Raw genomic sequence first — 23,807 nt, 5'->3', positions numbered from 1 at the left:
GATATAGTTAGAATGGGCCTGAACAAATATATATTTTGATGGAGATTTGAATGCCTGCCGAATCCGAATGATCTGAAAATCATAGTCGGGAGATGCGTGTCTATGACCAAGCCGTATAAAACCAAAAAGGAAAAAGTCTACTACCAGCTGAGGGAAGAGATCATCCGGGGCGAAATCCCGCCGGGAGAACGCCTCACCATCGCCGGCATCGCGGAGAAATGCGGCGTTAGCGAGATCCCCGTGCGGGAGGCGGTGCAGCAGCTGCTTCAGGAGTCCTACCTGATCAGCGCGCCGCGCGCGGGGCTTACGGTCAGCGTCGTCAGCGAGGAGGACGTGCGCAAGACCTTCGAGCTGCGCGCCGCACTGGAGAGCCTCGCGGCCCGCCTGTCGGTGCGGCGCATGGAGGAGGAGCAGGTCTTCGAGCTCTACAAGATGATCAAGGATTCCAGGAAATACTATGAGGAACTGGATTACCACGCGTATTGGCTCTGCAACCAGGCGTTCCACCGCTATATCTACCAGTTCTGCGGGAACGAACGCCTGCTTGGGATCATCGACGGCCTGATGCAATACTCCCACCGCTACCCGCAGTACTATACGAATGCGAAGCAGATTTCGCGGTCGATCGACCGGCATTTGGAAATCGCGCACGCGATTTCCGACCGGGACGAACGGCTGACGGAGGACCTCGTCCGCGCACATATGGTGATGGGGTGCAAGACGGTGCAGGAGCGGGTGCGGGAGGCGCGCCGGAAGCTGATGGGGGAGGAGGCCCCCGGAGAGAAGGAGTAGCGAAATTTTTACAGAAGAAGCCGCACCGCGCGGCCCATATCGGAGAAGCAGCCGTCAGGGACGGCTGCTTTTTTATGTCTGCAAACGCGCTGAAAAGCTCATGAATATATATTGTTATAAAGAAAAATATATATCTTTGCGAATGAGAGCTTAAATATTTTCAATTTTTTCAGAAGTAAAAAAAGGCGGAGAAATCAATATGAACAAAAAGTAATGAAAAATATAGTGGTAATTATGCATAATATTTGCATTAATCACAAGATTGTACGGTAATAAATGCACAAAACGCCTATTTTTTACGCGGTAGGAAAATAATGCTTGCTTTTGCGGAGTGCCTTTGCTATATTGATGGTAAAGTATATTATATTTTTGAAAAATATATTTTAAGGAAGAACATTGTATGAAAAAATACCGGACGAAAAAAGAGAAGGTCTATTACGAACTGCGCGATGAGATCGTTCAGGGCAGCGTCGCCCCCGGCAGCCGCCTGACCATCACGAGCCTCGCGGAAAAATTTGAGGTAAGCGAAATCCCGGTGCGGGAGGCGGTCCAGCAGCTTGTGCAGGAACGGTACCTCGTGACGGCCCCGCACATGGGGATCACCGTCAGCATCATCAGCGACGAGGACGTGTGCAAGACGTTTGAGATCCGCGCGGCACTGGAAAGCCTGGCGGCCAGGCTTTCCACCCGGCGCGTCACGGAAAGGGACATCGGAGAGCTCTACCGGATGATCGAGGACAGCAGGCAATACCGCGAATCGGCGGATTTTTACGCCTACTGGCTCTGCAACCAGGCGTTCCACAGCTACATCTACCGGCTGTGCGGCAACGAACGCCTGATCGGCATCATCTCCGACCTGATGCACTATTCCCACCGCTACCCGCAGTACTACACCAGCGTGGAACAGATCGACGGTTCGATCCGGAGGCATCTGGAGATCATGCAGGCCCTGAGCGACAGGGATGAGAAGTTGGTTGAGGACCTAATCAGGATCCATATGATATACGGCTGCCGCACCGTACGGCAACGGGTCCGCGAGGCGAACGAACGCCTGGAGCGGGAGTCGGGCGGGCTGCCCGGCGCGTAGCCGGGAAACAAATGGATGTGCGGAAAGGGGATGTGCCTGAAAGGAAGGATTCGAACTGCAATCGAGGGAACGGAGAAAAGGAGTGTGTGACATGAAAAAAAGCATGCGTATTTTAGTTGCGGTCCTGTTGACATTGACCTTGATCATCGGCACGGCGGGGTGCGGCCAGAAGGCGGAGCCCCAGACGCCCGCCCCCGACGCAGCCCCGGGCGCTTCCCAGGAAGCGGCGGCTCCCGCGGGGACCCAGCTGCTCACCATCGGGACTTCGACGGTGGGCGGGGCCTGGTACCCGATGGGCGGCGCGCTGGCCAACGTGATTTCAAGCTATGTTCCCAATGCAAAGGCAAGCGCGACTCCTTCGGCGGCCACCATTGAAAACCTGACCCTCGTGCGCAGCGGAAAGATGGAGATCGGCATGGCGACCGCGGACATCCCCTACCAGCAGTACCACGGCCTGGCCGGTCTGGAAAAGGATGAGAGCCTGCGCACCCTCACCATGTTCAGCAACAACATCATCTGCATCCTCGTCAAGGACGGCTCCCCGGTCCACAGCATCGAGGACCTGAAGGGGAAAAAACTCGGGGTCGGCGTGCAGGGGAGCAGCGCCTACACAATCGCGGTCGCGATCCTCAAGGCGCACGGCATCGACATTGAAAAGGACGTCGACCAGTACCAGGGCGGCATCTCCCAGCAGACGGAGGCGCTCAAGGACGGCAACATCGACGCGTTCATGATGACCTTCCCGCAGGGCGGCGCGGCCCCCGGTCTGATCGAGCTGGACACGACCGAAAAGATCCGGTTTATCGACATGGACATGGAGAAACTCAAGGAGGTCAACGCGGAGAGCCCCTGCTACACGATCGGCCAGATTCCGGCGGGCTATGTGGACAGCCTGAAGGAGCCGGTCAACACCCTGGTCATCGGCTGCGTCTTCATGGTAAAGGATACGATGGACGAGGAGCTCGTCTACAATATCACCAAATCCATGTTCGAGCATAAGGACGAACTGGACGCGATCCACGCGGCCTGGAAGGACACCAACGAAAAGACCGCCGCGGTCAACTGCCCGTTCCCGCTGCACCCGGGCGCCGAGCGCTACTACAAGGAGGCCGGGTTCGATATCAGCATCTTGCCATAAACGCTGGTCGTCAGCGGGAACCGTAAGAGGCCCCGTCTCCGCCGGCCGGCAATCCTCCGCCGGCCGGCGGAGGGAAACCCGGAGACTGAATAGAAAGGGATGAGTATGCTGAACTGGCTGACAGAAGTACTGGAGGGGCAGAAGCTCAAAGGGACCAGGGGGAAGATCATCGCGGTCATTGCGTTTTGCTGTTCCTGTTTCTTCCTTTACACCGCGTTTTCGGGGTCGCTGCCCAACATTGCCCAGCGGGCGACCCTGATGGCGTTCGCGCTGCCGATGATCTTTTTGATCAAGCCCTCCAGCCAAAAGCACCCGCGGCTTTCCCTTGTTTTGGACGCGGGGTTCGCGATCCTCGCGGTCGTAGTCTTTGTTTACGTCATCAAGGTCCAGAAGGCGATCGCCTGGCGCGTCGGCAATCCCAACGCGGTTGATATGGTGATGGGCGTCTGTGCGGCCCTTCTGGTCATCGAGGCGGCCCGCCGGAAGGTCGGCTGGACGCTGCCGATCCTGGTGGGCGTCCTGGTGATCTACGGCTTTGCGGGCCCCTATATGCCGGGGGTGCTCATGCACCGCGGGCTGGACCCGGGCGCGTTCATTTCGAGCATCTACCTCTCTGAAGAGGGCATCTTCGGCACGCCCCTACAGGTCGCGGCCGACTTTATCATGGTGTTCGTCCTCTTCGGCGCCTTCCTGCGCGTATCCGGCGCGGGAGAATTCTTTATCGACATCGCCGACGCGGCCTTCGGAGGCATGCGCGGCGGCCCCGCCAAGGCGGCGGTCATCTCCAGCGGCCTCATGGGCTGCGTCAGCGGCAGCGCGGTCGCCAACGTGGTCACCACCGGGACCTTTACGATCCCGATGATGAAAAAGACCGGCTACCGGCCCGAGGTAGCGGGCGCGGTGGAGGCGGTCTCCTCCACCGGCGGGCAGATCATGCCGCCGATCATGGGGGCGGCCGCGTTCATCATGGCGGATTTCCTGCGGATCCCCTATTGGAACGTCGTCAAGGCGGCGATCATCCCCGCCGTGCTCTATTACGCGGCGGTCTTCTTCATGGTCGACCTGGAAGCCGCCAAGACGGGGCTCAAGGGCATGCCGAAGAGCGAGCTGCCCAAGGCGGGCGAGATCATGAAGCGCAGCGGGCACCTCGTGATTCCGGTCATCGTGCTCATCTACCTGCTCGGTGTGGTCGGCTACTCGGCGCAGAAATCCGCCTTCTTCACCATCGTGCTGGTCGTGCTGGTGGCGGCGCTGCGCAAGCATACCCGCATTAACCTGCGCAAATTCGTCTCCGCGATGATCGAGGGCGCGATCGGCGGGCTCGAGGTCGCGGCGGTCTGCGCCTGCGCGGGCATCGTCATCGGCATCCTGATGCGCACCGGGCTCGGCATGATGCTTACGGGCATGCTGGTCGAGCTGTCGCACGGCAGCCTGCCGATCCTGATGGTCCTCACCATGATCGCCTCGATCATCATGGGCATGGGCCTGCCGACCTCCGCCTGCTATATCATCGTGGTGGTCCTCATCGCGCCCGCCATGGTACAGATGGGCGTGCCGGCCATCGCGGCGCACATGTTCGCCTTCTACTTCGCCTGCCTCTCCAACATCACCCCGCCGGTCGCGATGGCGGCCTACGCGGGCGCGAGCATCGCGGGCTCCGATCCGATGCGCACCGGCTTCCAGGCCACGCGGGTGGGGGCATGCGGCTTCATCGTGCCCTTCATGTTCGTCTACGGCACGCCGCTGTTGATGATCGGCTCGGCGGGAGAGATCCTGCTGGCGTTCGTCACCGCCATGCTCGGGACCTTCGCGCTTTCGGCCGGGCTGACCGGCTATCAATTCGGGAAGCTCAACTGGTTCCTGCGGGCGATGTCGCTCGTTGCCGCGCTGGTGCTCATCAAGCCCGGCATCGGCAGCGACCTGGTCGGGCTGGCGATCATCGCCGTGATCTCCGCGATCAACTGGTCGCAGTACAAACGAAAACCAAAGGTGCCCGCCGCGTAGCGCGGCGGGGAAGATAGGAGTGAGTCTATTGCTGCCATTGGAAGGCGTCCGCGTAGTAGATTTGACCAACTTCCTGCCCGGGCCGTTCTGCTCGATGATCCTTTCGGACTTTGGCGCGGAGGTGATCAAGGTGGAGCGCCCGCCCAAGGGGGACCCCGCGCGGTACCAGGGCGGGATGTTCGCCTCGGCGGGGCGCAATAAAAAGAGCGTCGCGCTGGACCTCAAGAGCGACGGGGGGAAGGAGGCGCTCAGGAAGCTGGTTCTGGACTGCGACGTGCTGATGGAGGGCTTCCGCCCGGGCGTGCTCGATCGGCTCGGCTTCGGCTGGGAGGCGGTGCGGGCGCTCAACGACCGCGTCGTCTACTGCTCGATCTCCGGCTTCGGCCAGACCGGCCCCAACCGCGATCTGGCGGGACACGACGTCAACTACCTCTCGATCGCCGGGGCGCTGAGCATCTCCGGGGACCCGGACGGGCCGCCGGTCGCCGGCGGCGGCGTGCAGGTGGCGGATTTGACCTCCGCCATGTACGCGGCGGTCTCGGTCCTCGCGGCCATCATCAACCGCGGCCGCACGGGGAAGGGGGCCTACCTTGACGTGTCGATGACCGACTGCGTGCTGGCGTTCATGGGGCCGCGCATCCTGGAGTATTTCGACCGGGGGATGCCGCCCAAGGGAACCATGATGGGGCGCAGCGGCTTTGGCGCCTACCGGACCCGGGACGGAAAATACGTCTCGGTCGGCTGCCTGGAGCTCAACTTCTGGCAGCGGCTGTGCGACGCGCTCGGCGACCCGGAGCTCGGAAGGGACCCGAAATACCTCGGCTGGTTCGACCGGATGAAATACCGCGCGGAGATCAACCCGCGCCTCGACGAAAAGTTCCTGCTCAGGGACCGGGACGAATGGATGAAGATCCTGCGGGAGGCGGACGTACCTGTCACGCCTGTCAACAGGATCGAGGAACTGGAAAACGACCCGCAGTTTGTCAGCCGCGGGATGATAAAACGGGTGAACGGGCAGCCGCTCGTCGCGTTCCCGGTGAAGTTCGAGGGACTCGAGCTCAGGGAGCCGGGCCCCGCGCCCGAACTCGGCGCGGACAACGGCGGGATCCTCGGCGGGCCCGGCCTGTGATCGGAGGGATATGAGGGAGATGCAAAGCAACCTGCCACCCAGAGTGGAAAATAAAAAGTCCCGGGACAAGGTGATGACCGCCAAGGAGGCGGTCAGCCGGTTCGTGCGGGACGGGGACATGATGCTCAGCGGCCTGCAGCACAGCTCGGTCGCGCTCGTGCACGAGATCGCGCGGCAGGGGATGACCGATCTGACCCTGCTGCTCGACAGCGACAGCGGCCTCACCGCCCCGCTGCTCGGGCTCGGGCGGGTCAAAAGGATCATCACCGCCTACTGCGGAGGCGGCAACGCGGGGAACAACTATGTCTTCCGCCGCGCTGCGGAGCAGAAGATTCCCCGCGAGGTCGAGATGGAGTTCTACAGCAACTACGGCATCGCGCTGATGGCGCTGGCCGGTTCGATGAACGTGCCCTTCCTGCCGACCCGCTCGATGATCGGCTCGAGCATCGCGGAGCAGAACCCCCGCATCAGGGTGATCGACGACCCCTACGGCGGCGGAACCCCCGTCGCGCTGGTCCCGGCCGCCCGGCCGGACGTGTGCATCATCCATGTGCACCGGGCCGACAAACTGGGGAATTTACAGTTCTTCGGGCATTTCGGGAACACGGACATCTTCGTGCGCAGCGCGAAATACGTGATCGCGAGCTGCGAGGAGCTGGTCACCACGGATGAGATCCGGCGCACCCCCAACCAGACGATCATCCCGCAGTACAACGTGGACGCGGTCGTCGAGGCACCCTTCGGCGCGCACTGGTTCGCCTCCAACTACTATTACCACAACGATTTCCCCTTCGGCGCCTACACGCTGGAAAAGTGGCGGACGGAGGAGGGCTTCCGGGAGTGGTGCGACAAGTACATCTTCGGCGTGGAGGACTGGGACGGCTACTGCCGGACGGTCGGATACGAGCGGCTGTGGAAGCTCTACCACGCCGAAAAGCGGTTTTTGGCATATGGGGAGGTGCGGTAGCGTGAAAAAGTACGCGAAGGATTATACCCTCAACGAGCTGCTCGTCGTCACCACCGCAAAGGTGATCCACGACTATGAGACCCTGATCGCCGGGGTCGGCATCCCGACGCTGGCGGCGAGCCTCGCGGGGATCACCCACGCCAAAAACATCGTCGTCACCACCGAGTGGGGCACCGTGAATCCCAACCCCCGCCGCCTGATGTTCAGCGTGACCGACACCACGGTCAACGAGCGGGCGGTGGCGCTGCCCGGCTCGCAGGTGATCATGAACGACATGCAGAACGGCCGCCTCGACCTTGGGGTGATCGGCGGCGCGCAGGTGGACCGGTACGGCAACGTGAACTCCACGATGATCCTCGACCGCGAGACAGGCGGCCTCAAAACCATGCTGCCCGGCTCGGGCGGGGCGAACGACATCGCCACCAGCGCAAAACGCACGATCATCATCATGCGCAGCACCAGGCGCTGCTTTGTGGAGAAGGTCGATTACATCACCTCGCCGGGCTACCTTGACGGGCCGGGGTGCCGGGAAAAATACGGGATGCCCGGCGGCGGGCCGGAGATCGTCATCTCCGCCGAGGGGACCTTCCGTTTCGACCCGGAGACGAAGGAGATGTACCTCGCCACCTATCATCCCGGCGTGTCGGTGGAGGAGATCCGGGAGATGGTGCCCTGGGACCTGAAGGTTTCTTCGGACGTCCGCGAGACCGAGCCGCCCACCGAGGAGGAGATTGAGATTCTGCGCCTGCTCGACCCCTCGGGCATGTATGTCGGCAGCGGCAAAAAGATCCTCAAGGAGGGGGAGCAGGGGAATTTCGGGGTGTTCTTACAGAACATGCTCGACTCGTTCGAGCCGATGGGCCGGTTTGTCAAGCGGTACGACTGAAACGGATTGGAAAAGGAGCTGTGACAGCATGATGAATTACTCGTTCTTCCGGCGGAATGCCGAGAAGGTGCGCGCGGAGCTGCGCAAACGCGGCATCGACGTGATGATCCTCACCCACCAGCAGAAGTACTCCTATGTGTCGGGCAACTTCCACAACGACTTCAACCTCGGGAACTGCATCTTCGTCTGGGCCGACCAGGAGCCCACCCTGCTGGTGGCGATCGCGGAGTGGCGCAGGCTCAAATATGAGGGCTACATCAAGGACATCCGCTTCTGGAAATCGCCCTATTCGGGCATGGAGCCGGTCTCCTTCCTCGAGGTCGCCAACCAGATCCTCCACGAGCACGACTGCGAGCAGGCCACCATCGCCGTGGAGCTGCCCTCCATCCCCTACCGCCTCTACCACGACCTCGAGACGGAGTTCCCCAGAGCCACCATTGTCGACGGGGAAAAGATGATCAACGACATCATGATGATCAAGGACGAGGAGGAGCTGGAGATCACCCGCCGGGTCTGCGCGATGGGCGACGCCGCGCAGCAGAAGATCATTGAGTACGCGCGCGTCGGTATCACCGAGGCGGAGCTGATGGGGCACTGCGAGCAGGAGATGCGCCGCCTGGGCGCCACCTGGTATTACACCCCCAACCAGTGCAACTTCGGCGCCCGCATCGGCGGCGGCGACCACCTGCCCTCGGGGAAGATCCTGCGCCGGAACGACGTTTTCTACACCGACTTTCATCCCGTCTGGCACGAGTACCGCACCGACACCTTCCGCACCTGGTGCTTCGGCGAGCCGAGCAGGGAGTTCCGCAAGATGACCGATACCATCGAGGGGATCATCCCCGAGTTGAACGCCAAGCTGGTGCCGGGGGCCTCCACTAAGGAGATCGAGCACTGGTACCACGACCGGCTGGCGCAGGCGGGATACCCGGACAACGGTTCGGTGCCCCTCGGACACGGCATCGGTACGGGCCACCTGCCGCCCTACTTCATGGACGACGAGGATGTGATCCTGAAGCCCAACACGCTCATCTCCGTCAACTCCCACATCTACGACCTCAACGAGGACTTCGCCTTTACGCTCGAGTATATCGTCTGCGTCAAGGAGAGGAAGCTCGAGCTGCTCACCAAATTCCCGCTGGGACTCGTCTGCATCCCGATCAAATAAGAAAAAAGAGCCGGTTCCACCGGCTCTTTTTTATTTGCACCGGCCGCGTCCCTCACTGCGCCTTCCGGAATCCGCCTCAAAAGAAGGTCACGGCGGCGTCCAAAAGCATCAGCCCCGCGAGGGAACCGCTCAGGAGGGCGAGGGCCCTGCCGGGCAGCCTGCGCGCCGCGCGCTCCAGCAACGGTTGGAGAAGGTAGAGGATAACGAGGCCGCCGAGCCCAAACCGGACGCTCGGATTGAGCGCGATCCGCCCCTGAAAATTCAGCGGGTACGCGCGGTAGTCCCACATCCAGCCGCCCGTCGTGAATTCCATGACGTAGCTGCCGATGAGCTCGATCACCGTCGCGATGGCCCCGGCCGACGCGAAGACGAGCAGGGGCGTGACCGGCAGCTTCCCGATGCGGATGTCGCGATCCCGCAGCCTTCGCAGGGAGAGGACCAGCACCAGGGCGCCCACCCCGTAGATCGGGCAGTAGGGCCCGAAGAGGACGCCCCGGTTGGAGAAGCCCCACCGGTATACGACGACCTCGAGAAATACCTCGTACAGCCATCCGAGAACGGAGTATGACAGGAAGCAGAGAAAATACCGTTCGGCTTTGACCAGCATCCCGGCCCTCCTTTTTGCGTGCTCCCGCCCCTCCCGGCGGGCGGGGCGGAAGCACGGAAAGATAGTCCCATTATGACAGATTCCGGGCGGGAAGGGAAGCCGCGGAGGAAATTTTCCCAATTGGGGCCCGGCGGCCGATTTGGGAGATCTTTCATAAAAAACCGCGTTGACATTCCGCAAAATAAGGTATATATTTATAAGTAACACAGAATTTATCATTTCGAAGCATCAAAAAAATTTGTGACAATTCCATATTGGGCAAACCTGCCTAAAGGCAGGGACGCAAAGCTATAGGGTCTAATGCGTAAGCGATGACAGCCAGTTGCAGCACATCTGCTCCCGGAGCCCGGGGGCGTTGCTTATGTATGACTGCGCATTTTATCATTGAAAAATGAGGTGCGTATTTTTTTTGCAGTATTTTATTAGAGAGGGTAGTTTGTATGAAAACCAAGATGAAAGGGATTCTGGCGCTTCTTACGGCAGTCGTTCTGCTGTGGGGAGGCAGCCTCCCCCTGTTCGCCGCGGACGGGCAGCCCGGGGAAGAGCCGCGTGAAACCGTGGAGGCGGACCCGGTCCCCGACCCGGAGCCCCCTTCCACGGAAGTCCCGGAGACGGGCGGCGCGGAAGAACCCGGCGAACCGGAAACGGATGAAGAGGACCCGCCCGCCGAACTCCCGGGAGATGCGGATTCCGGGGACGGCGGGGAAGAGACGCCGGGAGACGGCGGGCCCGCCGACTCGGTGACGGACCCGGAAGTCCCGGACGAAAGCGGGCGGACGGACCCGCCGGAGGAAACTCCCGGGGACGAGCTCCCCGGAGAGGAACAGCCGGGGGATGAGGACGGACTGGAGCCCGTGGAGGAGGAAGCCGCGGTCGCCGCGCTTTCCGAGGAGGACGGTCCCGTTCCGGAAATTGACGGGAACCGCGTCTACGCCAACGGGGCCGCCATCATCATCGGCGAGGAGGACGGCGCGTGCTACATCTTCTACGGGACGGACGGGAAGCTGGAGCTTCCCTCTCCCGGAGGCAAAACCGTCTTCGGGGGCGGCAAGAACCGCGACGTCGATGGGGACACCAGCGTCACGCTGGACGGCGTTCCGGTGAGCGCCGTCTATGGCGGCGGTTATTCGGACGGCAGCCATTCCGCCGACGTGAGCGGCGATACAAAGATTGAGACCGCCGGGGAAATCCTTGTAAAAACCTACGGCGGCGGCTATGCGGAGGCCAAAAACGGCGATGCCAGCGCCCGGGTCGCGGGGACCGCGCGCACCGAAAGCCGGGCCTACGGCTCTCTCCCGGGGGAAGGCTTTACCAATAAGGGCCACTATATCTATGGCGGCGGTTACGCCTATTCCAACGGCGGAAACCGAGCGGACGCCTCGGTCGGCGCCGTCTCCCTGAAGGTGCTGGAGGGGGGCGCGACCTACAGTGTACGCGGAGGCGGTTACGCGACCGCGACGTCGGGCGGGGCGGCGGCCGACGTGAACGGCCCCATCAGCATGCGCCTCACCGGCCTTGACGTGCGGGAGGTCTACAGCGGCGGTTACGCCAGCGGAGCATCCGCCTCCGCGACGGCGGAAAGCATCGACTGCACGGTCGGGACCTCCGAGATGATGAGCTACGAATGCGGGCAGGCCAGCAAGGGGGACGCCTCCGTATCGGGGACGGCCCGGACGCTGATCGAGGACTGCCCCAATCTTTATGCCTATGTGCTTGGCGGCGGCGACGCCAGCGGCGGGGGCAACGCCTCGATCGGCCGGGTGGAGCTGACCGTTTCGGGCTCGAAAGCGCCGGTCGCGGACCAATGGGGAAGTCCCGCCGCGGCGGTGTTTTACGGCGGCGGAACGGCCTCGGGGACGGGTTCCGACGCGTCGGTGGGGAGCGTGACCATGCTCCTGGAGGACTGCCTGATTCCGGGCGGCATCTATGGCGGGGGCGATGCGGGCGCCGGCGCGAACGCGGCCGTCGGTTCCGTCGAACTGACCCTGGACCGCGTGAAGGGGGATCATCATCCCGCGGTTTTCCCGGAGAATGAATATTTCTGCACCGTGATCGGCGGGACCGACAGCACGGGCGGCGACGCCTCGGTGACGGACCGCTGCGACATCACCGTTTCGGACAGCGAGGCTGAAATGATCCTCGGCGGAAACCTGCGGGGAGACATGCCTGTCCCGTCGGGGACCGGAAGCGCGTCGCTGACCCTGTACGAAGGAAACAGCCAGATCGTCGGCGTGGCGCATTTCGATACGATCCGCTTGACCGACCGGCTCGACCTGAAGGGCTTTTTCACAAAGACGGGAGCCGACGACGACGCGGTCTCCCTCGAACTTCTCGGAAGCGGCTGGAACAATGGGGACGTCGCCGTCTCCTATGAGGCGGACGACAATGAAACGGTTCCCGCGGGGTGGTTTGCCGGCAGCGGATTCGACCTCGGCTTTTCCCAGGAGGGAAACCTGGCCGCCTGGACGATCGGAAACCTCGCCTCGGGGGATGTGATCATCGACTCGGAGATCGCCGACGGCGCGCCGAAGACGGAGCTGCCGCAGGAGCAGGCTTCCCACATCGCCTCGAGCGTCCTGACCGATAGGGAGCAGGAGCAGGTCCAGAACGGCACGACGGTGAAGATCTATCCCAAGGTGGAAAAGACCGCGCTGGCCGCCGACGTGGAGGCGGAACTCGCGGGCAGCCTCCAGGGGGAGACGATCGGCGCGAGCCTCGACATCCAGCTCTTCAAAAAGGTCGGCAACGCGGCGCCGCAGGCCGTCCCGGAAACCATCGCGCCGATCCCGCTCGTTATCGAGCTTCCGGAGGACCTGCTCCCGCAGGCGGGCTATGAGCGTACGTTCACGGTCATCCGCGCGCATGAGCAGCCGGACGGAAGCCTTTCCTACACGCGGCTTCCGGATACGGACAACGACCCGAAAACCGTAACCGTCCTGACCGACCGCTTTTCCCTCTATGTGCTGGCCTACACCGAATCGGAGGAGTCCCGCCCGTCCGGCGGCTCCGGGCATCATTCGTCCGGCTCCGGCTCCGGCTCGGCGGAATCCATCTGGCCGTCCGTCGAGCGGCTGATCCGGTCCGCGCCCGAGGGGCAGACGGTGCGGGTCAACGCGCGGTCGGAACAGACCGTGCCGGCGGGGATCATCCGTCTGCTGAAGGAGCACGGGGTGATCCTGGAGCTCCGCTATCCCGGCGGCGTCCTGGTATTGGACGGCGCGTCGTTGGGGGCGGTCGCGGGGAACAAGGTGTTCTATTCCTTTGACGAGCTGAAGGACGCGGCGGGAACCGCCGCCGCGTCCGCGGAACAGCCTGCCGGGCGGGAAAAGGCAATCCCGAATACCGGAAGATGACAGCGGCGTTTTCATAGAAGGCGCCCGCCATGGGTCCCCCATGGCGGGCGCCTTTTTCTGTCATTGCCCTCCGGACGGAAGCAGCGGATGCCCCGATATCCTGTCCGCGCGCGGGCCCGGCAGCGGGCGGCGGCCTTGACCGGCCTTGGTATAATGAGAAAAAACCGAACGGACAAAACCCGACGATTCTGTAATCAAACGCCGAAATAACATGCCGACAACTGGACATTCTAGTAAAAATCATCAGTGGAGGAGTGAAGATCAATGATCGGCAGATACAGAATAACGGATCAGCTTTTGGATGAATTCCGCCGCCGGCTGGTCACGGAAGAAAAGAGCGAGCTTACGATCGCGCAGTATATGAGAGACGTACGGGACTTCTGCGGCTTCCTGCAAAAGGGGGAGCCGGTCGATAAGGAGGAGGCGATCGCCTACAAGGACCACCTGGTGAAGACCTACCGCTCGTCGGCGACCGTCAACACCAAGCTCGCGGCGCTCAACAAGTTCTTCGCGGCGACGGGCATGGACGGCTGCCGCGTCAAGCTGTTGAGGCGGCAGCGCCGGATGTTCTGCGAAACGGACAGGGAGCTGACCCGCGAGGAATACCTGCGGCTGCTCGAGACGGCGCAAAAAAGCAACAAGCCGCGCCTCTCCCTGATCATGCAGACCATCTGCTCCACCGGCATCCGGGTGAGCGAGCTGCGGTGGATCACCGCGCAGGCGGTGGCGGCGAACCTCGTCGAGGTGTCCGCGAAGGGCAAGCGGCGCAGGATTTTCCTCCCGCCGAAGCTGCGCGAGGCGCTCAGGGCGTATATGAAGCGGTCGGGGATCGAATCGGGGCCGGTGTTCGCGACCCGGGCGGGCCGGCCGCTCGACCGGAGCAACATCTGGCACGACATGAAAAACCTCTGCCGGTCGGCGGGAGTGGAGTCCACGAAGGTCTTCCCGCACAACCTGCGCCACCTGTTCGCGAAGGAATTCTACGCGGTGGATAAGGACGTCTTCCGCCTGGCGGATATTCTGGGGCACAGCAGCGTGGAGACCACCCGCATCTATACTGTGACCAGCGGATACGAGCATGAGCGGCGGATCAGTTCTCTCAGGCTGGTGTTGTAGCAAATCGACATAAAAAAACCACATAATCCGTATTATGTGGTTGATGATATACATATATTGACAAAATTCCCCTCCGGTTTTTTTATTTTATCCTATTTTCGCGTAAAAAGCAAGAGAAAAAATCAGCGGATCCGAACGATCCGCTGATTTCAGCACGCAAAACAGACCGAAAAAGCACATTCGTGTGACTTTTTCGGTCCATGCCCCTGTCCGGGAAACGGCATAAACGCTCGCGGGAAGCGCCTTCTGGCGCTTCCCGTCTTCGTTTTTTCGGAAGATTCGGACGGGTCCGGTTTAACCACCACATAATACGGATTATGTAGTGCTTTTCTTTTGTTACCGCTTCTGCGCCGCAATTCCGGTTTGCACGCCGCCGGGGCGGGACCCGAAGTCTATCGTTTGCTATCCCATGCAAATAAACGAAACAGGAAAGAGGGGTTGTACTTGAAAGTTACCAAGAAACTGATTTCCCTGGCGCTGACGGCCGCGATGATCGCGACCGGCTTCTCGCTTCCGGCCTTTGCGGCGGGTTCGGCCGAAGTGATCGATCCCACCGATTACATGGGCGAAAGCTGGACCGTTTACGACCACTACGGCACAAACTGGGACGGGTCGGTCAACGACGACCTGCACCCCTATCAGGCCGCGGACAACAGCTACTCCGACGGCAAACGGGTGCAGGGCTATTTCACGGACGTGATGTCCGGGAACGATCTGTTGGTCTGCCACAACTTTGACCGCCACATCATGGTCAAGGGCGACGCCAACTCGTCCAGCGTGATGTTCGCCGGCTACGGCAGGGACGCGATGGCCGACTTCATGATCTATCACTCCGCCTCCTCCGCCAAGAAGGTCGTCAGCTTCGACCTGGACTTTGCGCGGATTGACGCGCACACCCTGTCCGGTTCGATGATCTTTGTCAACGCGCAGATCGAAAACGGCACGCTGGACGGGTACATCATCTACTTCCCGGCCAACAAGGGGAGCAGCGTCCAGCTGCTGAAGGCGTCGCAGGTGAACGCGGCGGCGATGTCCGCGAGCTCCACGGTGACCTCCTTCAGCGGCGTCAGCAGGGTGGCGTCTCTTCCCGCGTACAATACGAGCTCCACCAGCAGCAAAATCCACATCGAAATGGAGATCGACCCCACCCATCTACTGGCCTCCTACGCCCAGTACGAGAGAGTCTCCGACGGCGACGGAAACACTTCGCTGGTCGCGCAGGCCCCGGTGACGCTCTATGACGGCGGCATCGAAAACACCGGCGCGGGGATCGGCATTGGCGCGGATTACCAAAGCCATGCCTGTAGCAGCCTGACCCGCATCGAGTTCTCCGATTTCCGCATGATGTCGGGCTACACGGTCCGCTACATCCGAAACTTCCCGACCGACGCCGACCCCGTCGTGGAGGCCAGCGACACCGGCATCGACCCCGGAACGCCCTACACCGTCAACGCGGTCGTCGGCGCCACGCCGGACGTCTCCGGCGTGGCGGGCAGCGTCAACTACGATTTCCTCGGCTGGAACGACAAGACGGACGGCACCGGCACCTATTATAAGGCGGGCGACAGCTTTACCGTCAACAAGGCGACCGACATTTACGGCGTCTGGAAGAAGAGGGCCGCAGGCCTCAATTTCAGCCCCGCCGACGGGAAATGGCCGGACGGCTTCAATGAAAAGGGCGAGACCGCAAGCCTGAACGTTCCCAAGGAGATGGGCGACCCGATTACCGAGGGCGACCGGCCCGCGAGAAACCCGGAGAAGGAATGGTACGTCGTCGACGGCTGGCAGTTTGATAACGGGGCGGAAGTCCTCTTCGACGGCAGTCAGACGATGACCGGGACCTCCATCACCGTGAAGCCGATCTGGAAGGAGGACTTCAACCGGGACGGCATCCCCGACGAGGACCAGAGCAGCTTCACCGTCAGGTTCGAGGACGCCGACCACGGGACCCTTTCCGGTGAAAAGCAATTCACCGTGATTAAGACGGGTAGCGACAGGCTGGGCGACGCGGTCGAGATCAAGAAGGACGGCAAGACCCTTCCGGAGGCGAAGCCGGATTCCGGCTACGCGTTCGTCGGCTGGGATACGACCGGCGACGGCGCGGCCGACTACGCGGACAACGAGGCCCTGAAAAACGCGGAGGTCTCCGGGGAACTGACCGTCAAGCCGGTCTACGTCCCCGCCTACAACGTGAAGTTTACCTCCGGGCCCAACGGCTCGATCAGCGGAAGGGACGCCTTCGCCGTTCTGGACAGGGCGGGCAGCGCGGTCCTCGGCGACGCGGAGGGCGGCTTCAGCGCGCCCGGGACGAAGCCGAACGACGGCTACGAGTTCAAGGGCTGGGACGTTGACGGCGACGGGGCGGCAGACGTCCAGGATGACGCGCTCGCCGCGCTCCCGGTGAACGGGGACATGACGATCACGGCGGTCTTTGACAAGGGCGCCGCCGTCCAGAACGTCTGGAGCGTCACCATCGTGACCAACGACGGGACGACCAGGGTCAAGGTCCCCGATGGCGAAAGCCTCGGCGACCGGCTGCCGACGGACGGCGACATCATCGGCTGGGTGGATGAAGGCGGCGCTTCCGTCGACAGGGACACCCCCGTCACCGGCAACAAGACGGTCACCGCGCAGTACGCGCCCTCGTCCTCCGGCGGGGGATCGCCGGTTGTTCCCGCGCCTCCCAAGCGCCCCGGCAGGAGGTAACCATATCTGCACGGACCGCCGCGCGGCGGTCCAGAACAATAACAGGAGGGAAACCCTATGAGAAAGCTATTATCCGGCGTGCTGGCCGTGCTGCTGGCCGTCTCGGCGGCCGTTCCGGCTCTGGCCGCCAAGGCCGACGAGGTGCACATCTCCACCGTCAACGGCGCCATCTATTTTGACGACGGCGAGACCGTCGCCAAAAATCCGGACGGCGAAGGCGTCCCCAACACCACCGTCTATCTGGTCCTGGACACCCTGGACATCGTCCCCGGCGACCTGGCGGCGGGCCAGTTCCCGGAGGACGGCGGCGGCCTGTTCGCCGGCTGGAGCGGCGCGGGCCGGGAGGCCCTTTTGGAGGCGTTCTTTGACAAGGACCTTTTCAAATTCAAGGCGGGCAGGGGAGACGACGACAAAAAGATCATCGAATCGATGTCCATCGCCGAGAAGCGGGTCACCGGCGGGGCGGACAGGGACCGCGCCGTCAAGATCGTGATCAAGGACGATTACACCGACGCGGAATACAAGCTCTCCCCCGAATTCACCTTCACCGCGAGGTGCGACATGGTGTATGAGTCCGGCGGCAGGCTCGTGGAGTCGAAGAACGGGACCGCCGGCTCCTCGGGCGTAAACGGCATCAGCAAGGGCACCAAGTACGTCATCTCCGCCTCCGCCCTCAAAAACGGTCCCGGCGCGGGCACCGTCCCCGGCGCTTCGCTCGAAGGCGCGATCTATATCGGCAACCGCACCGAGCGCGGCGGCGACCAGGACTGGATGGCCGGACAGGGGGGTTACGTGGTGAAGCCGGAGAGGAACGAGGACAACACGGTCACCTGGGAAAATGAGAACCATGCGATCGCAAAGCTCGAATTCTACGCGGATTCCGAGACCAAAAAGTATTATCCGAAGCTGTCCACCAGGTGGGACGACCGGGATTACGCCGAGCTGTTCGCCGACCAGGACGCATTCATCTTCGATTTCGTCGGGAACCCGTCCATCTCCTCGACCATCCGCCCCACGCTCACCCTCTACAACCCCTACTACGACTGGGACGAGGAGGAGCTGACCGCGGACCTTGAAAACATCCGCATCTATGAGGTTCAAGACGGCGAGCTGATCGACGCGACCGCGGCGTTCCGGCACGGCGAGGACGAGGACGGCAACGACGTCTTCACCCTCAAAACCCGCACGCTGGGCACCTACATCTTCGTTGAAAAAACACTGGCCGGCGAGGCGCCCGCAGGAGAGCCCGCGGATGAAAAGGAAATCCCGAACACCGGGCGCTGACCGACTTTATTGAAGGAGGAACTCTCATGAAGAAGCTCTTATCCCTTGCACTGGCGGCGGCGCTCGCCCTTTCGGCGGCGGTCCCCGTCTCGGCCGCGGGCGGCGCCAGCGCCGAAAAGGAAGCCCTCGGCTATTTTACCGGGGCGATCAACGATTCCCAGTACACGGACGGCAACCCCTGGACGATCGGCCGGAGGGTCATCGTGGAGAAGGCGGACAACGCCAAGCACGAATCCGGGCACCTCGACACCGTCGTCTACGCCGGCGACCCGGGCTACGACCCGGCCAAGGACACCCTGAACGCCGGCTGGCACTATGCCGAGGGGGTAAACGGCGACTATTACACACCCAACGACCGGCTGAACGACCTGATCAAGCCCGGCGAAACGCTCTACCTGACCCTCAACCCCTTCTGGGTCTACCTCAAGTCGGACTTCCCGACCGTCGGGGACCTGCAGGACGCCGCGGGCACGCTGGAGGGGCGGTCGATCTTCGACTATGACGACTACCTCGACGTGAGAATCAAGAAGGGCGACAACGCGAAATACATCGAGTCGATCAAGCTCGTCGACAGGGAGTTTGACGCGGCGGACATCGAATTCCTGACCGACCCGTCGACGGACGGCCTGCCGGGCTATGCCGCCGGCCCCGGCATGAACGCGCATGACCGCTCCTACTACGCGCAGGTCCGGCTGAAGGATTTCCAGCAGGACAAGGAGGCCGGCGTGACCTTCAAGCTCGAGATCAAGGCCAAGAAGGACATCGACCTGAGGGGGGCGCAGGCCGCCTGGGGCAACGCCTGGTTCGGGCTCTATCCCCCCGAGAGTTACTGGCTTCCCGAGGATGTGACCACCCTCGTCCCGGGCGTCGACGTGATCCCCAAGGGCACCAAGATCACCCTTGAGAGCGACCGGCTGTGGATCAACAACCTCGTGGTGGACGCGGACGCGGACTTTGCCGCCGGCGACCGCGGGCTGATGGTCAAGCCCTCCAAAAATGACGGCAACGAGATCACCTGGGAGAACGACGGCGGCACCATCGCGCGCGCCACCTTTTTGGGCGACAGCGACCCCGGCAAGTTCTACGCCAAGCTCTCCACCCGCTGGGATTCCGGGATCCTGGACGGCCGGTTCGCGGATACCGACGCCTGCGTCTATGCGTTTTCCGGCAAGCCGACGATGACGGGCGTGACCCGCGTCAAGCTGGAGCTGGCCAATCCGTTCGTCGGCCGCGACGGCGAAGAGCTGATCGATCCGGAGGAGATCCGGATTTACCAGCTGATCGATGAAGACACGCTGGAGGACGTCACCGCTGAGTTCCGCTATACCGGGAACGACGGGGGCGACCTGATGTTCACCGCGAAGGACCGCACCTTCGGGACCTACGTCTTCTCTGCCGACGCGGCCGCGGCCGCAAAGGCGCAGGAGGAGGCCGGCAGGCCCCTGCGCGTCCCGACCGGCATCATGCTTTCCTCAAGGGCCTGAGCCCATATGGATAGGCCCCTCCGCCGTCTCTCCAAGTCTCTGTCCAATGGCGGAGGGCCGTGCGGAATGACCGGCCGGCGGCGCGGCGCGCCCTCTTGCCGCGCCGCCCGGCCGGCATTTCCCCCGGGCGCGGAACGGCGCCCGCATGACAAAAATGAATCAGGGAGGCGTCCGCAGTGGAACAGGAAGCGTTCATCAACTGGGAAAGGCGAAGCATCATCGGCGCGCGCGCCCGGCTGCGCGGAAACATCGCCTGCCCGGCGCTGGAGGTGTACGGGGAGGTTGCAGGGGAGATCTCGGCCGAGGGGACCGTTCTCCTGCATCCGGGCGCGAGAGTCACCGGGAGCCTGCGGGCGGGACAGGTCGTCCTGCGGCCGGGCGCCGTGTTGACGAAAGCTCAGGGAGGGAGCCTGTGATGAAAAAGGACGGTTTGCCGGATTACGCGGCCCTGATGGTGGTGGGGGTGGACGCCTACCAGCTGGGCGTCCCGGAGGGGCGGCTGTTCAACTGCTATCTGGAGTCCTACATCCCGTTTTACGGGTTCATGGACCTCTTCCTGCGCATCGACCAGATTCTGGACGCGCTGGACCACCCGCAGGCGACGTTCGAGCGCCGCTGGCTGTCCGGGCGGGATCTGGACAACATGGCGGCCAAGCCCCCCGTCTTCCTGCCGAAATCCTCTCTGGTGCGGTATTGGGAGCCGGGCGAGCTCAAGAAGATTCTCTCCGCCAAGACCCGGTTTTATATCCGGGTGCTCTTTCGCCAGAACGCCACCTGGCAGGGCAGCGTGGAGTGGCCCGAGGGCAGGCGCAGGGTGAACTTCCGAAGCGTGCTGGAGCTGGGCGAAATGCTTCTGGAGACGCTGGAACGGATGGACAAACCGGGCAGATGGGTCGCAAGGCGGCCTGTGGACGGAGAACGGCTTCTCCGCGGCAGCCGCCCCGCAGGGGAATGACCGCCGAAGGACCGCGTGGATTTCGATCCATGCGGCCTTTTCTGCGTTTCCCGCGCCCTGCGAAATGGATTGAAACGGTCGGGCGGATGTGATAAGCTGGAGAAAACGGGGAGGGACCCCCCTCCCGGAAGGAAGGCGGAAGAGATGGATATTCTGGAGAGGGACCGCGCGGGACTTCCTGTCTCGCTGGAGGACCCCGATTACGGGGTCATCAATGAGATCATCCGGGAGGCCCACCGGCTCTCCGCGGAGCTGAATATGGGCTATCACACCCCGGAGCAGGTGCGCGCGTGGTTCGCACGGCTCACCGGGACGCCGATCGACGAGACGCTGCGCCTCTGCCCGCCCTTTTACGCGGGGTTCGGAAGGAACATCCGGGTGGGCCGCCGCGTCTTCATCAACACCGGCTGCACCTTTATGGACCGCGGCGGCATCGAGATCGGGGACGACGCGTTCATCGGGCCGAACGTCAGCCTCATCACGACCAACCACGCGGCCGAACCGGCGATGCGCAGGTGCACGGTTTCGCGGCCCATCCGCCTGTGCGGGAACGTCTGGATCGGGGCGGGCGCGATCGTGCTGCCCGGCGTCACCGTGGGGGAAAACGCGATCGTCGGCGCGGGCGCCGTGGTGACGAGGGACGTGCCGCCCAACGCCGTGATGGGCGGGAATCCGGCCCGGCTGATCAAGTTCCTCGGCAGGGACGGGGAGGCCGAACGGTAGACCGTTCCCCGCAAAGCGCGGACGCGGTTCCCGCCCGGCTCCCTTGACGGGCGGGAAACAATCAAGTATCATGGGAAAGGATATCCGCTTTTCAGCCGCGGAGGAAAGGTCGGGAGGCATTGGAAAATCAGAGGGATGCGCATGTCCGGCGCCATGAGGAGGCCAAGGCCCTCGCCAGCCGCTTGATGCACATGCATTACTGCGACGGCGACGCCGGGGGCGTGGCCTCCTTTTTTGCGCCGCAGTTCACCTGGCTGGGCGCGGGGGAGGAGCAGTACCTCGCCGACCGCGGCGCGGCGGCGGAGATGTTCCGGCGGTTCGGCGGAGCCATCCCCCGCTGCGACATCCGGGACGAGGAATACGACGTGATCGAGCCGGCGCCGGGGGTCTATGTGGTGACGGGGCGGATGTGGATCACCACCGCGCCCGGCGTGAAGATGTACCTGAAGGTGCACCAGCGGGTGACCTTTGTTTTCCAGGAGACGCCGGACGGCCTGCGCTGCGCGCACATCCACTGCTCCAACCCCTATCAGGAGATGGTGGAGGAGGAGCTCTTCCCCGAAAAGATCGGCCGCCAGTCCTACGACTTCGTACAGGAGCGGCTTGCCGCGCTGGAGGCGCAGACGGTCCAGCAGAACCGCCAGATGGAAGTGGTCATGAGCTCGATCGCCGGCGGGCTGAAGATCAGCCGGGACGACGAAACCTACTCCTTCGCCTTTGTCAGCCGGGAGGCGGCCGCGCTCTTCGGATACACGGTGGAGGAATTTATGGAGGCCAGCGGCGGAAGCGCCGTGGGCGCCGTCTATCCGCCCGACCTCGCGCACGCGCTCGCTGACTGCGCCGAGGCGTTCCGGGACGGCGGGCTCTCCTATTCCACCCGTTACCGGGTGCGCTGCAAGGACGGCAGTCTCAAATGGATCATCGACAGCGGGAAGAAGGCCCGGGACGCGGAAGGCAACTGGATGGTCAACAGCCTCTACCTCGACGTGACCCAGGCCGAGGAGGACTCCCAGCGCCTCCGGGAGCAGACCGCGCTGCTCACCAGCATCTATGACACCGTCCCCTGCGGGATCATCCGCTTCGTCCGCCGCAAAGGCGGGGCGTGCGACCTGATCTCCCTCAACCGGGCGGCGCTCTCCCTGCTGGGATACGGAAGCATGGAGGAGGGCCTGCGCGACTGGCACGGCGGCGTGCTCGGCTCGGTGCTGGAGGAGGACCGCGTCATGCTGCGGAAGACCTACCTGCTGCTGCACGAGGTGGGGGACCGCCAGGACCGGGAATACCGTGCGCGCTGGCGCGACGGCTCGGTCCACTGGCTGGAGGGCACCAACATGATCGTCGGCCGGACGGAGGAGGGGGACGCGGTCATCCAGCGCACTATGATCGATATCACACCGCGCAGGGCCCTCCAGCAGCAGCTCGAGCAGGAGCAGGAGATGTACCGCGTGGCCATGGAGTCCAGCTCCGACACGCTGTTCGAGTACCTTGTGGATTCCGACACCTTCATCAGCTACGAGCCGCAGCACGGGCAGGGGATCATCCGCCGGGAGATCCGCGACTATTCGCGGAGGCTGCGGGACGAAACGTTCATCCACCCGGAGGACGTGCCAGCCACGCTCGACAACATCTGCAACGGGCGGGGCGAAATGTTTGAGATGCGGGTCGTCACGCCCGGGGCCGCCCCCGGCGATTACCGCTGGCACCGGGTGAGCAGCCGTCCCATCCTGCGGGAGGGGCGGCTCAGCCGGGTCGTGGGCACGATCCGGGACATCCACAGCATGAAGGAGACGCTTTCGGAAAACAGCGAACGCCTGCACATGAGCCAGTCGGCCCTGCAGGCGATCAGCGGCATGTACGTGAGCATCTTTTACGTCAACCTGACCGCGAACGAGTACTACGCCGTGCGTCTGCCGCAGGCGAGCGACGCGATGGCCTTTCCGCGCACCGGCAGCTTCACCGGGGACCTGTGCGAACGGCTGCTCCCCCATGTGGCGGAGGGCGACCGCCCCCGCGTGGCGCGGCTGTGCGACCGGGAGCGCCTGCTCGGGGAATTTTCGCGGATCAGCGGCCACTCGGAGGCGGAGTTCCACCGGAACGCGTCGGACGGCACCGCGTCGCCCTGGCTGCGGCTGGAGATCCACCCGGTTTCGACGGAGGGGGCGGAGACCAGGACCGCCATCGTCACCCTGCGCAACATCAGCGGGGAGAAGCGGCGGGAGCTGGAGCGTCAGGCGGAGGACCAGGCGGCCAAGCGGGCGCTGGAGGAGGCGTACGAGGGCGCCCGGCGGGCGAACCACGCCAAGTCGGAGTTCCTCTCCCGGATGAGCCACGACATCCGCACGCCGATGAACGCCATCCTTGGCATGACCTCCATCGCGGAAAAGCAGCTGGGCGACCCGGACAAGCTC

18 protein-coding genes and 1 riboswitch are annotated in these 23,807 nt (G+C 63.1%); of the genes, 17 read left to right on the top strand and 1 reads right to left on the bottom strand.

Going from position 1 to position 23,807, the window contains the following annotated elements:
- The first annotated feature begins 102 nt into the window (after nucleotides 1-102).
- The 8 genes from ACZO3G_RS05800 (at nucleotide 103) to ACZO3G_RS05765 (ending at nucleotide 9,171) form a co-directional block, all read left to right on the top strand.
- Entirely contained in the window at nucleotides 103-792 is a 690-nt protein-coding gene (locus ACZO3G_RS05800) for a GntR family transcriptional regulator (protein WP_101550296.1), read from the top strand.
- Between the two features lie 400 nt (nucleotides 793-1,192).
- The gene (locus ACZO3G_RS05795) at nucleotides 1,193-1,879 is read left to right on the top strand and encodes a GntR family transcriptional regulator (protein ID WP_276872283.1); all 687 of its coding nucleotides are present in this window, start codon (nucleotides 1,193-1,195) and stop codon (nucleotides 1,877-1,879) included.
- A 91-nt stretch (nucleotides 1,880-1,970) separates the two neighbouring features.
- A complete protein-coding gene (locus tag ACZO3G_RS05790) occupies nucleotides 1,971-3,017 on the top strand; it encodes a TAXI family TRAP transporter solute-binding subunit (protein ID WP_101550301.1) in 1,047 nt (348 codons plus the stop codon).
- A 105-nt stretch (nucleotides 3,018-3,122) separates the two neighbouring features.
- Nucleotides 3,123-5,021 carry a TRAP transporter permease gene (locus ACZO3G_RS05785; RefSeq protein WP_172439195.1) on the top strand — a complete coding sequence of 633 codons (1,899 nt, stop codon included), beginning with the start codon at nucleotides 3,123-3,125 and terminating at the stop codon, nucleotides 5,019-5,021.
- Between the two features lie 28 nt (nucleotides 5,022-5,049).
- A complete protein-coding gene (locus ACZO3G_RS05780) occupies nucleotides 5,050-6,150 on the top strand; it encodes a CaiB/BaiF CoA transferase family protein (RefSeq protein WP_172439196.1) in 1,101 nt (366 codons plus the stop codon).
- Nucleotides 6,151-6,160: 10 nt separating this feature from the next.
- Complete coding sequence (locus tag ACZO3G_RS05775) at nucleotides 6,161-7,117, top strand: CoA transferase subunit A (RefSeq protein ID WP_288283998.1); 957 nt, start codon at nucleotides 6,161-6,163, stop codon at nucleotides 7,115-7,117.
- 1 nt (nucleotide 7,118) lies between these two features.
- Complete coding sequence (locus tag ACZO3G_RS05770; RefSeq protein WP_276872288.1) at nucleotides 7,119-8,003, top strand: CoA-transferase subunit beta; 885 nt, start codon at nucleotides 7,119-7,121, stop codon at nucleotides 8,001-8,003.
- 28 nt (nucleotides 8,004-8,031) lie between these two features.
- Nucleotides 8,032-9,171: a M24 family metallopeptidase gene (locus tag ACZO3G_RS05765; protein ID WP_276872290.1), complete on the top strand. Its 1,140-nt coding sequence runs from the start codon at nucleotides 8,032-8,034 to the stop codon at nucleotides 9,169-9,171.
- Between the two features lie 76 nt (nucleotides 9,172-9,247).
- Here ACZO3G_RS05765 and ACZO3G_RS05760 read toward each other — a convergent pair whose 3' ends face one another.
- A complete protein-coding gene (locus ACZO3G_RS05760) occupies nucleotides 9,248-9,778 on the bottom strand; it encodes a putative ABC transporter permease (RefSeq protein WP_276872292.1) in 531 nt (176 codons plus the stop codon).
- Nucleotides 9,779-10,025: 247 nt separating this feature from the next.
- Nucleotides 10,026-10,108, top strand: a riboswitch (cyclic di-GMP riboswitch).
- Between the two features lie 110 nt (nucleotides 10,109-10,218).
- Between ACZO3G_RS05760 and ACZO3G_RS05755 the strand changes: the two genes are divergently transcribed.
- From ACZO3G_RS05755 to ACZO3G_RS05715, 9 genes are all read left to right on the top strand, one after another.
- The gene (locus tag ACZO3G_RS05755; RefSeq protein WP_276872294.1) at nucleotides 10,219-13,131 is read left to right on the top strand and encodes an ICP22 family protein; all 2,913 of its coding nucleotides are present in this window, start codon (nucleotides 10,219-10,221) and stop codon (nucleotides 13,129-13,131) included.
- Nucleotides 13,132-13,395: 264 nt separating this feature from the next.
- A complete protein-coding gene (locus ACZO3G_RS05750; RefSeq protein ID WP_276874752.1) occupies nucleotides 13,396-14,247 on the top strand; it encodes a tyrosine-type recombinase/integrase in 852 nt (283 codons plus the stop codon).
- 444 nt (nucleotides 14,248-14,691) lie between these two features.
- Nucleotides 14,692-16,953 carry an InlB B-repeat-containing protein gene (locus ACZO3G_RS05745; RefSeq protein WP_277138484.1) on the top strand — a complete coding sequence of 754 codons (2,262 nt, stop codon included), beginning with the start codon at nucleotides 14,692-14,694 and terminating at the stop codon, nucleotides 16,951-16,953.
- A gap of 57 nt (nucleotides 16,954-17,010) precedes the next feature.
- Nucleotides 17,011-18,237 carry a hypothetical protein gene (locus tag ACZO3G_RS05740; protein WP_276874860.1) on the top strand — a complete coding sequence of 409 codons (1,227 nt, stop codon included), beginning with the start codon at nucleotides 17,011-17,013 and terminating at the stop codon, nucleotides 18,235-18,237.
- 26 nt (nucleotides 18,238-18,263) lie between these two features.
- Nucleotides 18,264-19,721 (top strand): hypothetical protein, encoded by a 1,458-nt coding sequence (locus ACZO3G_RS05735; protein ID WP_277138483.1) that lies wholly within the window; start codon nucleotides 18,264-18,266, stop codon nucleotides 19,719-19,721.
- Between the two features lie 176 nt (nucleotides 19,722-19,897).
- Nucleotides 19,898-20,137, top strand: coding sequence for a bactofilin family protein (locus ACZO3G_RS05730; RefSeq protein WP_276871551.1), 240 nt, complete (start codon nucleotides 19,898-19,900; stop codon nucleotides 20,135-20,137).
- Complete coding sequence (locus tag ACZO3G_RS05725; RefSeq protein WP_276871548.1) at nucleotides 20,137-20,676, top strand: hypothetical protein; 540 nt, start codon at nucleotides 20,137-20,139, stop codon at nucleotides 20,674-20,676. Before ACZO3G_RS05730 ends, ACZO3G_RS05725 begins: the two co-directional genes overlap by 1 nt.
- A 144-nt stretch (nucleotides 20,677-20,820) precedes the next feature.
- Nucleotides 20,821-21,399, top strand: coding sequence for a DapH/DapD/GlmU-related protein (locus ACZO3G_RS05720; protein ID WP_276871546.1), 579 nt, complete (start codon nucleotides 20,821-20,823; stop codon nucleotides 21,397-21,399).
- Nucleotides 21,400-21,518: 119 nt separating this feature from the next.
- Nucleotides 21,519-23,807, top strand: a 2,289-nt coding sequence (locus tag ACZO3G_RS05715) for a PAS domain-containing protein (protein ID WP_486846917.1), incomplete at its 3' end; no start/stop codon positions are given.

The sequence above is a fragment of the Anaerotruncus sp. genome, assembly GCF_057433415.1.
This window is presented reverse-complemented; position numbering and strand designations above follow the sequence as displayed.

What these genes read in the sequence shown, in the direction of transcription:
- ACZO3G_RS05765 (WP_276872290.1), top strand. Translation starts at nt 8,032, where the DNA reads ATGATGAATTACTCGTTCTTCCGGCGGAATGCCGAGAAGGTGCGCGCG.
- ACZO3G_RS05785 (WP_172439195.1), top strand. Translation starts at nt 3,123, where the DNA reads ATGCTGAACTGGCTGACAGAAGTACTGGAGGGGCAGAAGCTCAAAGGG.
- ACZO3G_RS05795 (WP_276872283.1), top strand. Translation starts at nt 1,193, where the DNA reads ATGAAAAAATACCGGACGAAAAAAGAGAAGGTCTATTACGAACTGCGC.
- ACZO3G_RS05775 (WP_288283998.1), top strand. Translation starts at nt 6,161, where the DNA reads ATGAGGGAGATGCAAAGCAACCTGCCACCCAGAGTGGAAAATAAAAAG.
- ACZO3G_RS05755 (WP_276872294.1), top strand. Translation starts at nt 10,219, where the DNA reads ATGAAAACCAAGATGAAAGGGATTCTGGCGCTTCTTACGGCAGTCGTT.
- ACZO3G_RS05720 (WP_276871546.1), top strand. Translation starts at nt 20,821, where the DNA reads ATGGATATTCTGGAGAGGGACCGCGCGGGACTTCCTGTCTCGCTGGAG.
- ACZO3G_RS05760 (WP_276872292.1), bottom strand. Translation starts at nt 9,778, where the DNA reads ATGCTGGTCAAAGCCGAACGGTATTTTCTCTGCTTCCTGTCATACTCC.
- ACZO3G_RS05750 (WP_276874752.1), top strand. Translation starts at nt 13,396, where the DNA reads ATGATCGGCAGATACAGAATAACGGATCAGCTTTTGGATGAATTCCGC.
- ACZO3G_RS05740 (WP_276874860.1), top strand. Translation starts at nt 17,011, where the DNA reads ATGAGAAAGCTATTATCCGGCGTGCTGGCCGTGCTGCTGGCCGTCTCG.
- ACZO3G_RS05800 (WP_101550296.1), top strand. Translation starts at nt 103, where the DNA reads ATGACCAAGCCGTATAAAACCAAAAAGGAAAAAGTCTACTACCAGCTG.
- ACZO3G_RS05725 (WP_276871548.1), top strand. Translation starts at nt 20,137, where the DNA reads ATGAAAAAGGACGGTTTGCCGGATTACGCGGCCCTGATGGTGGTGGGG.
- ACZO3G_RS05735 (WP_277138483.1), top strand. Translation starts at nt 18,264, where the DNA reads ATGAAGAAGCTCTTATCCCTTGCACTGGCGGCGGCGCTCGCCCTTTCG.
- ACZO3G_RS05790 (WP_101550301.1), top strand. Translation starts at nt 1,971, where the DNA reads ATGAAAAAAAGCATGCGTATTTTAGTTGCGGTCCTGTTGACATTGACC.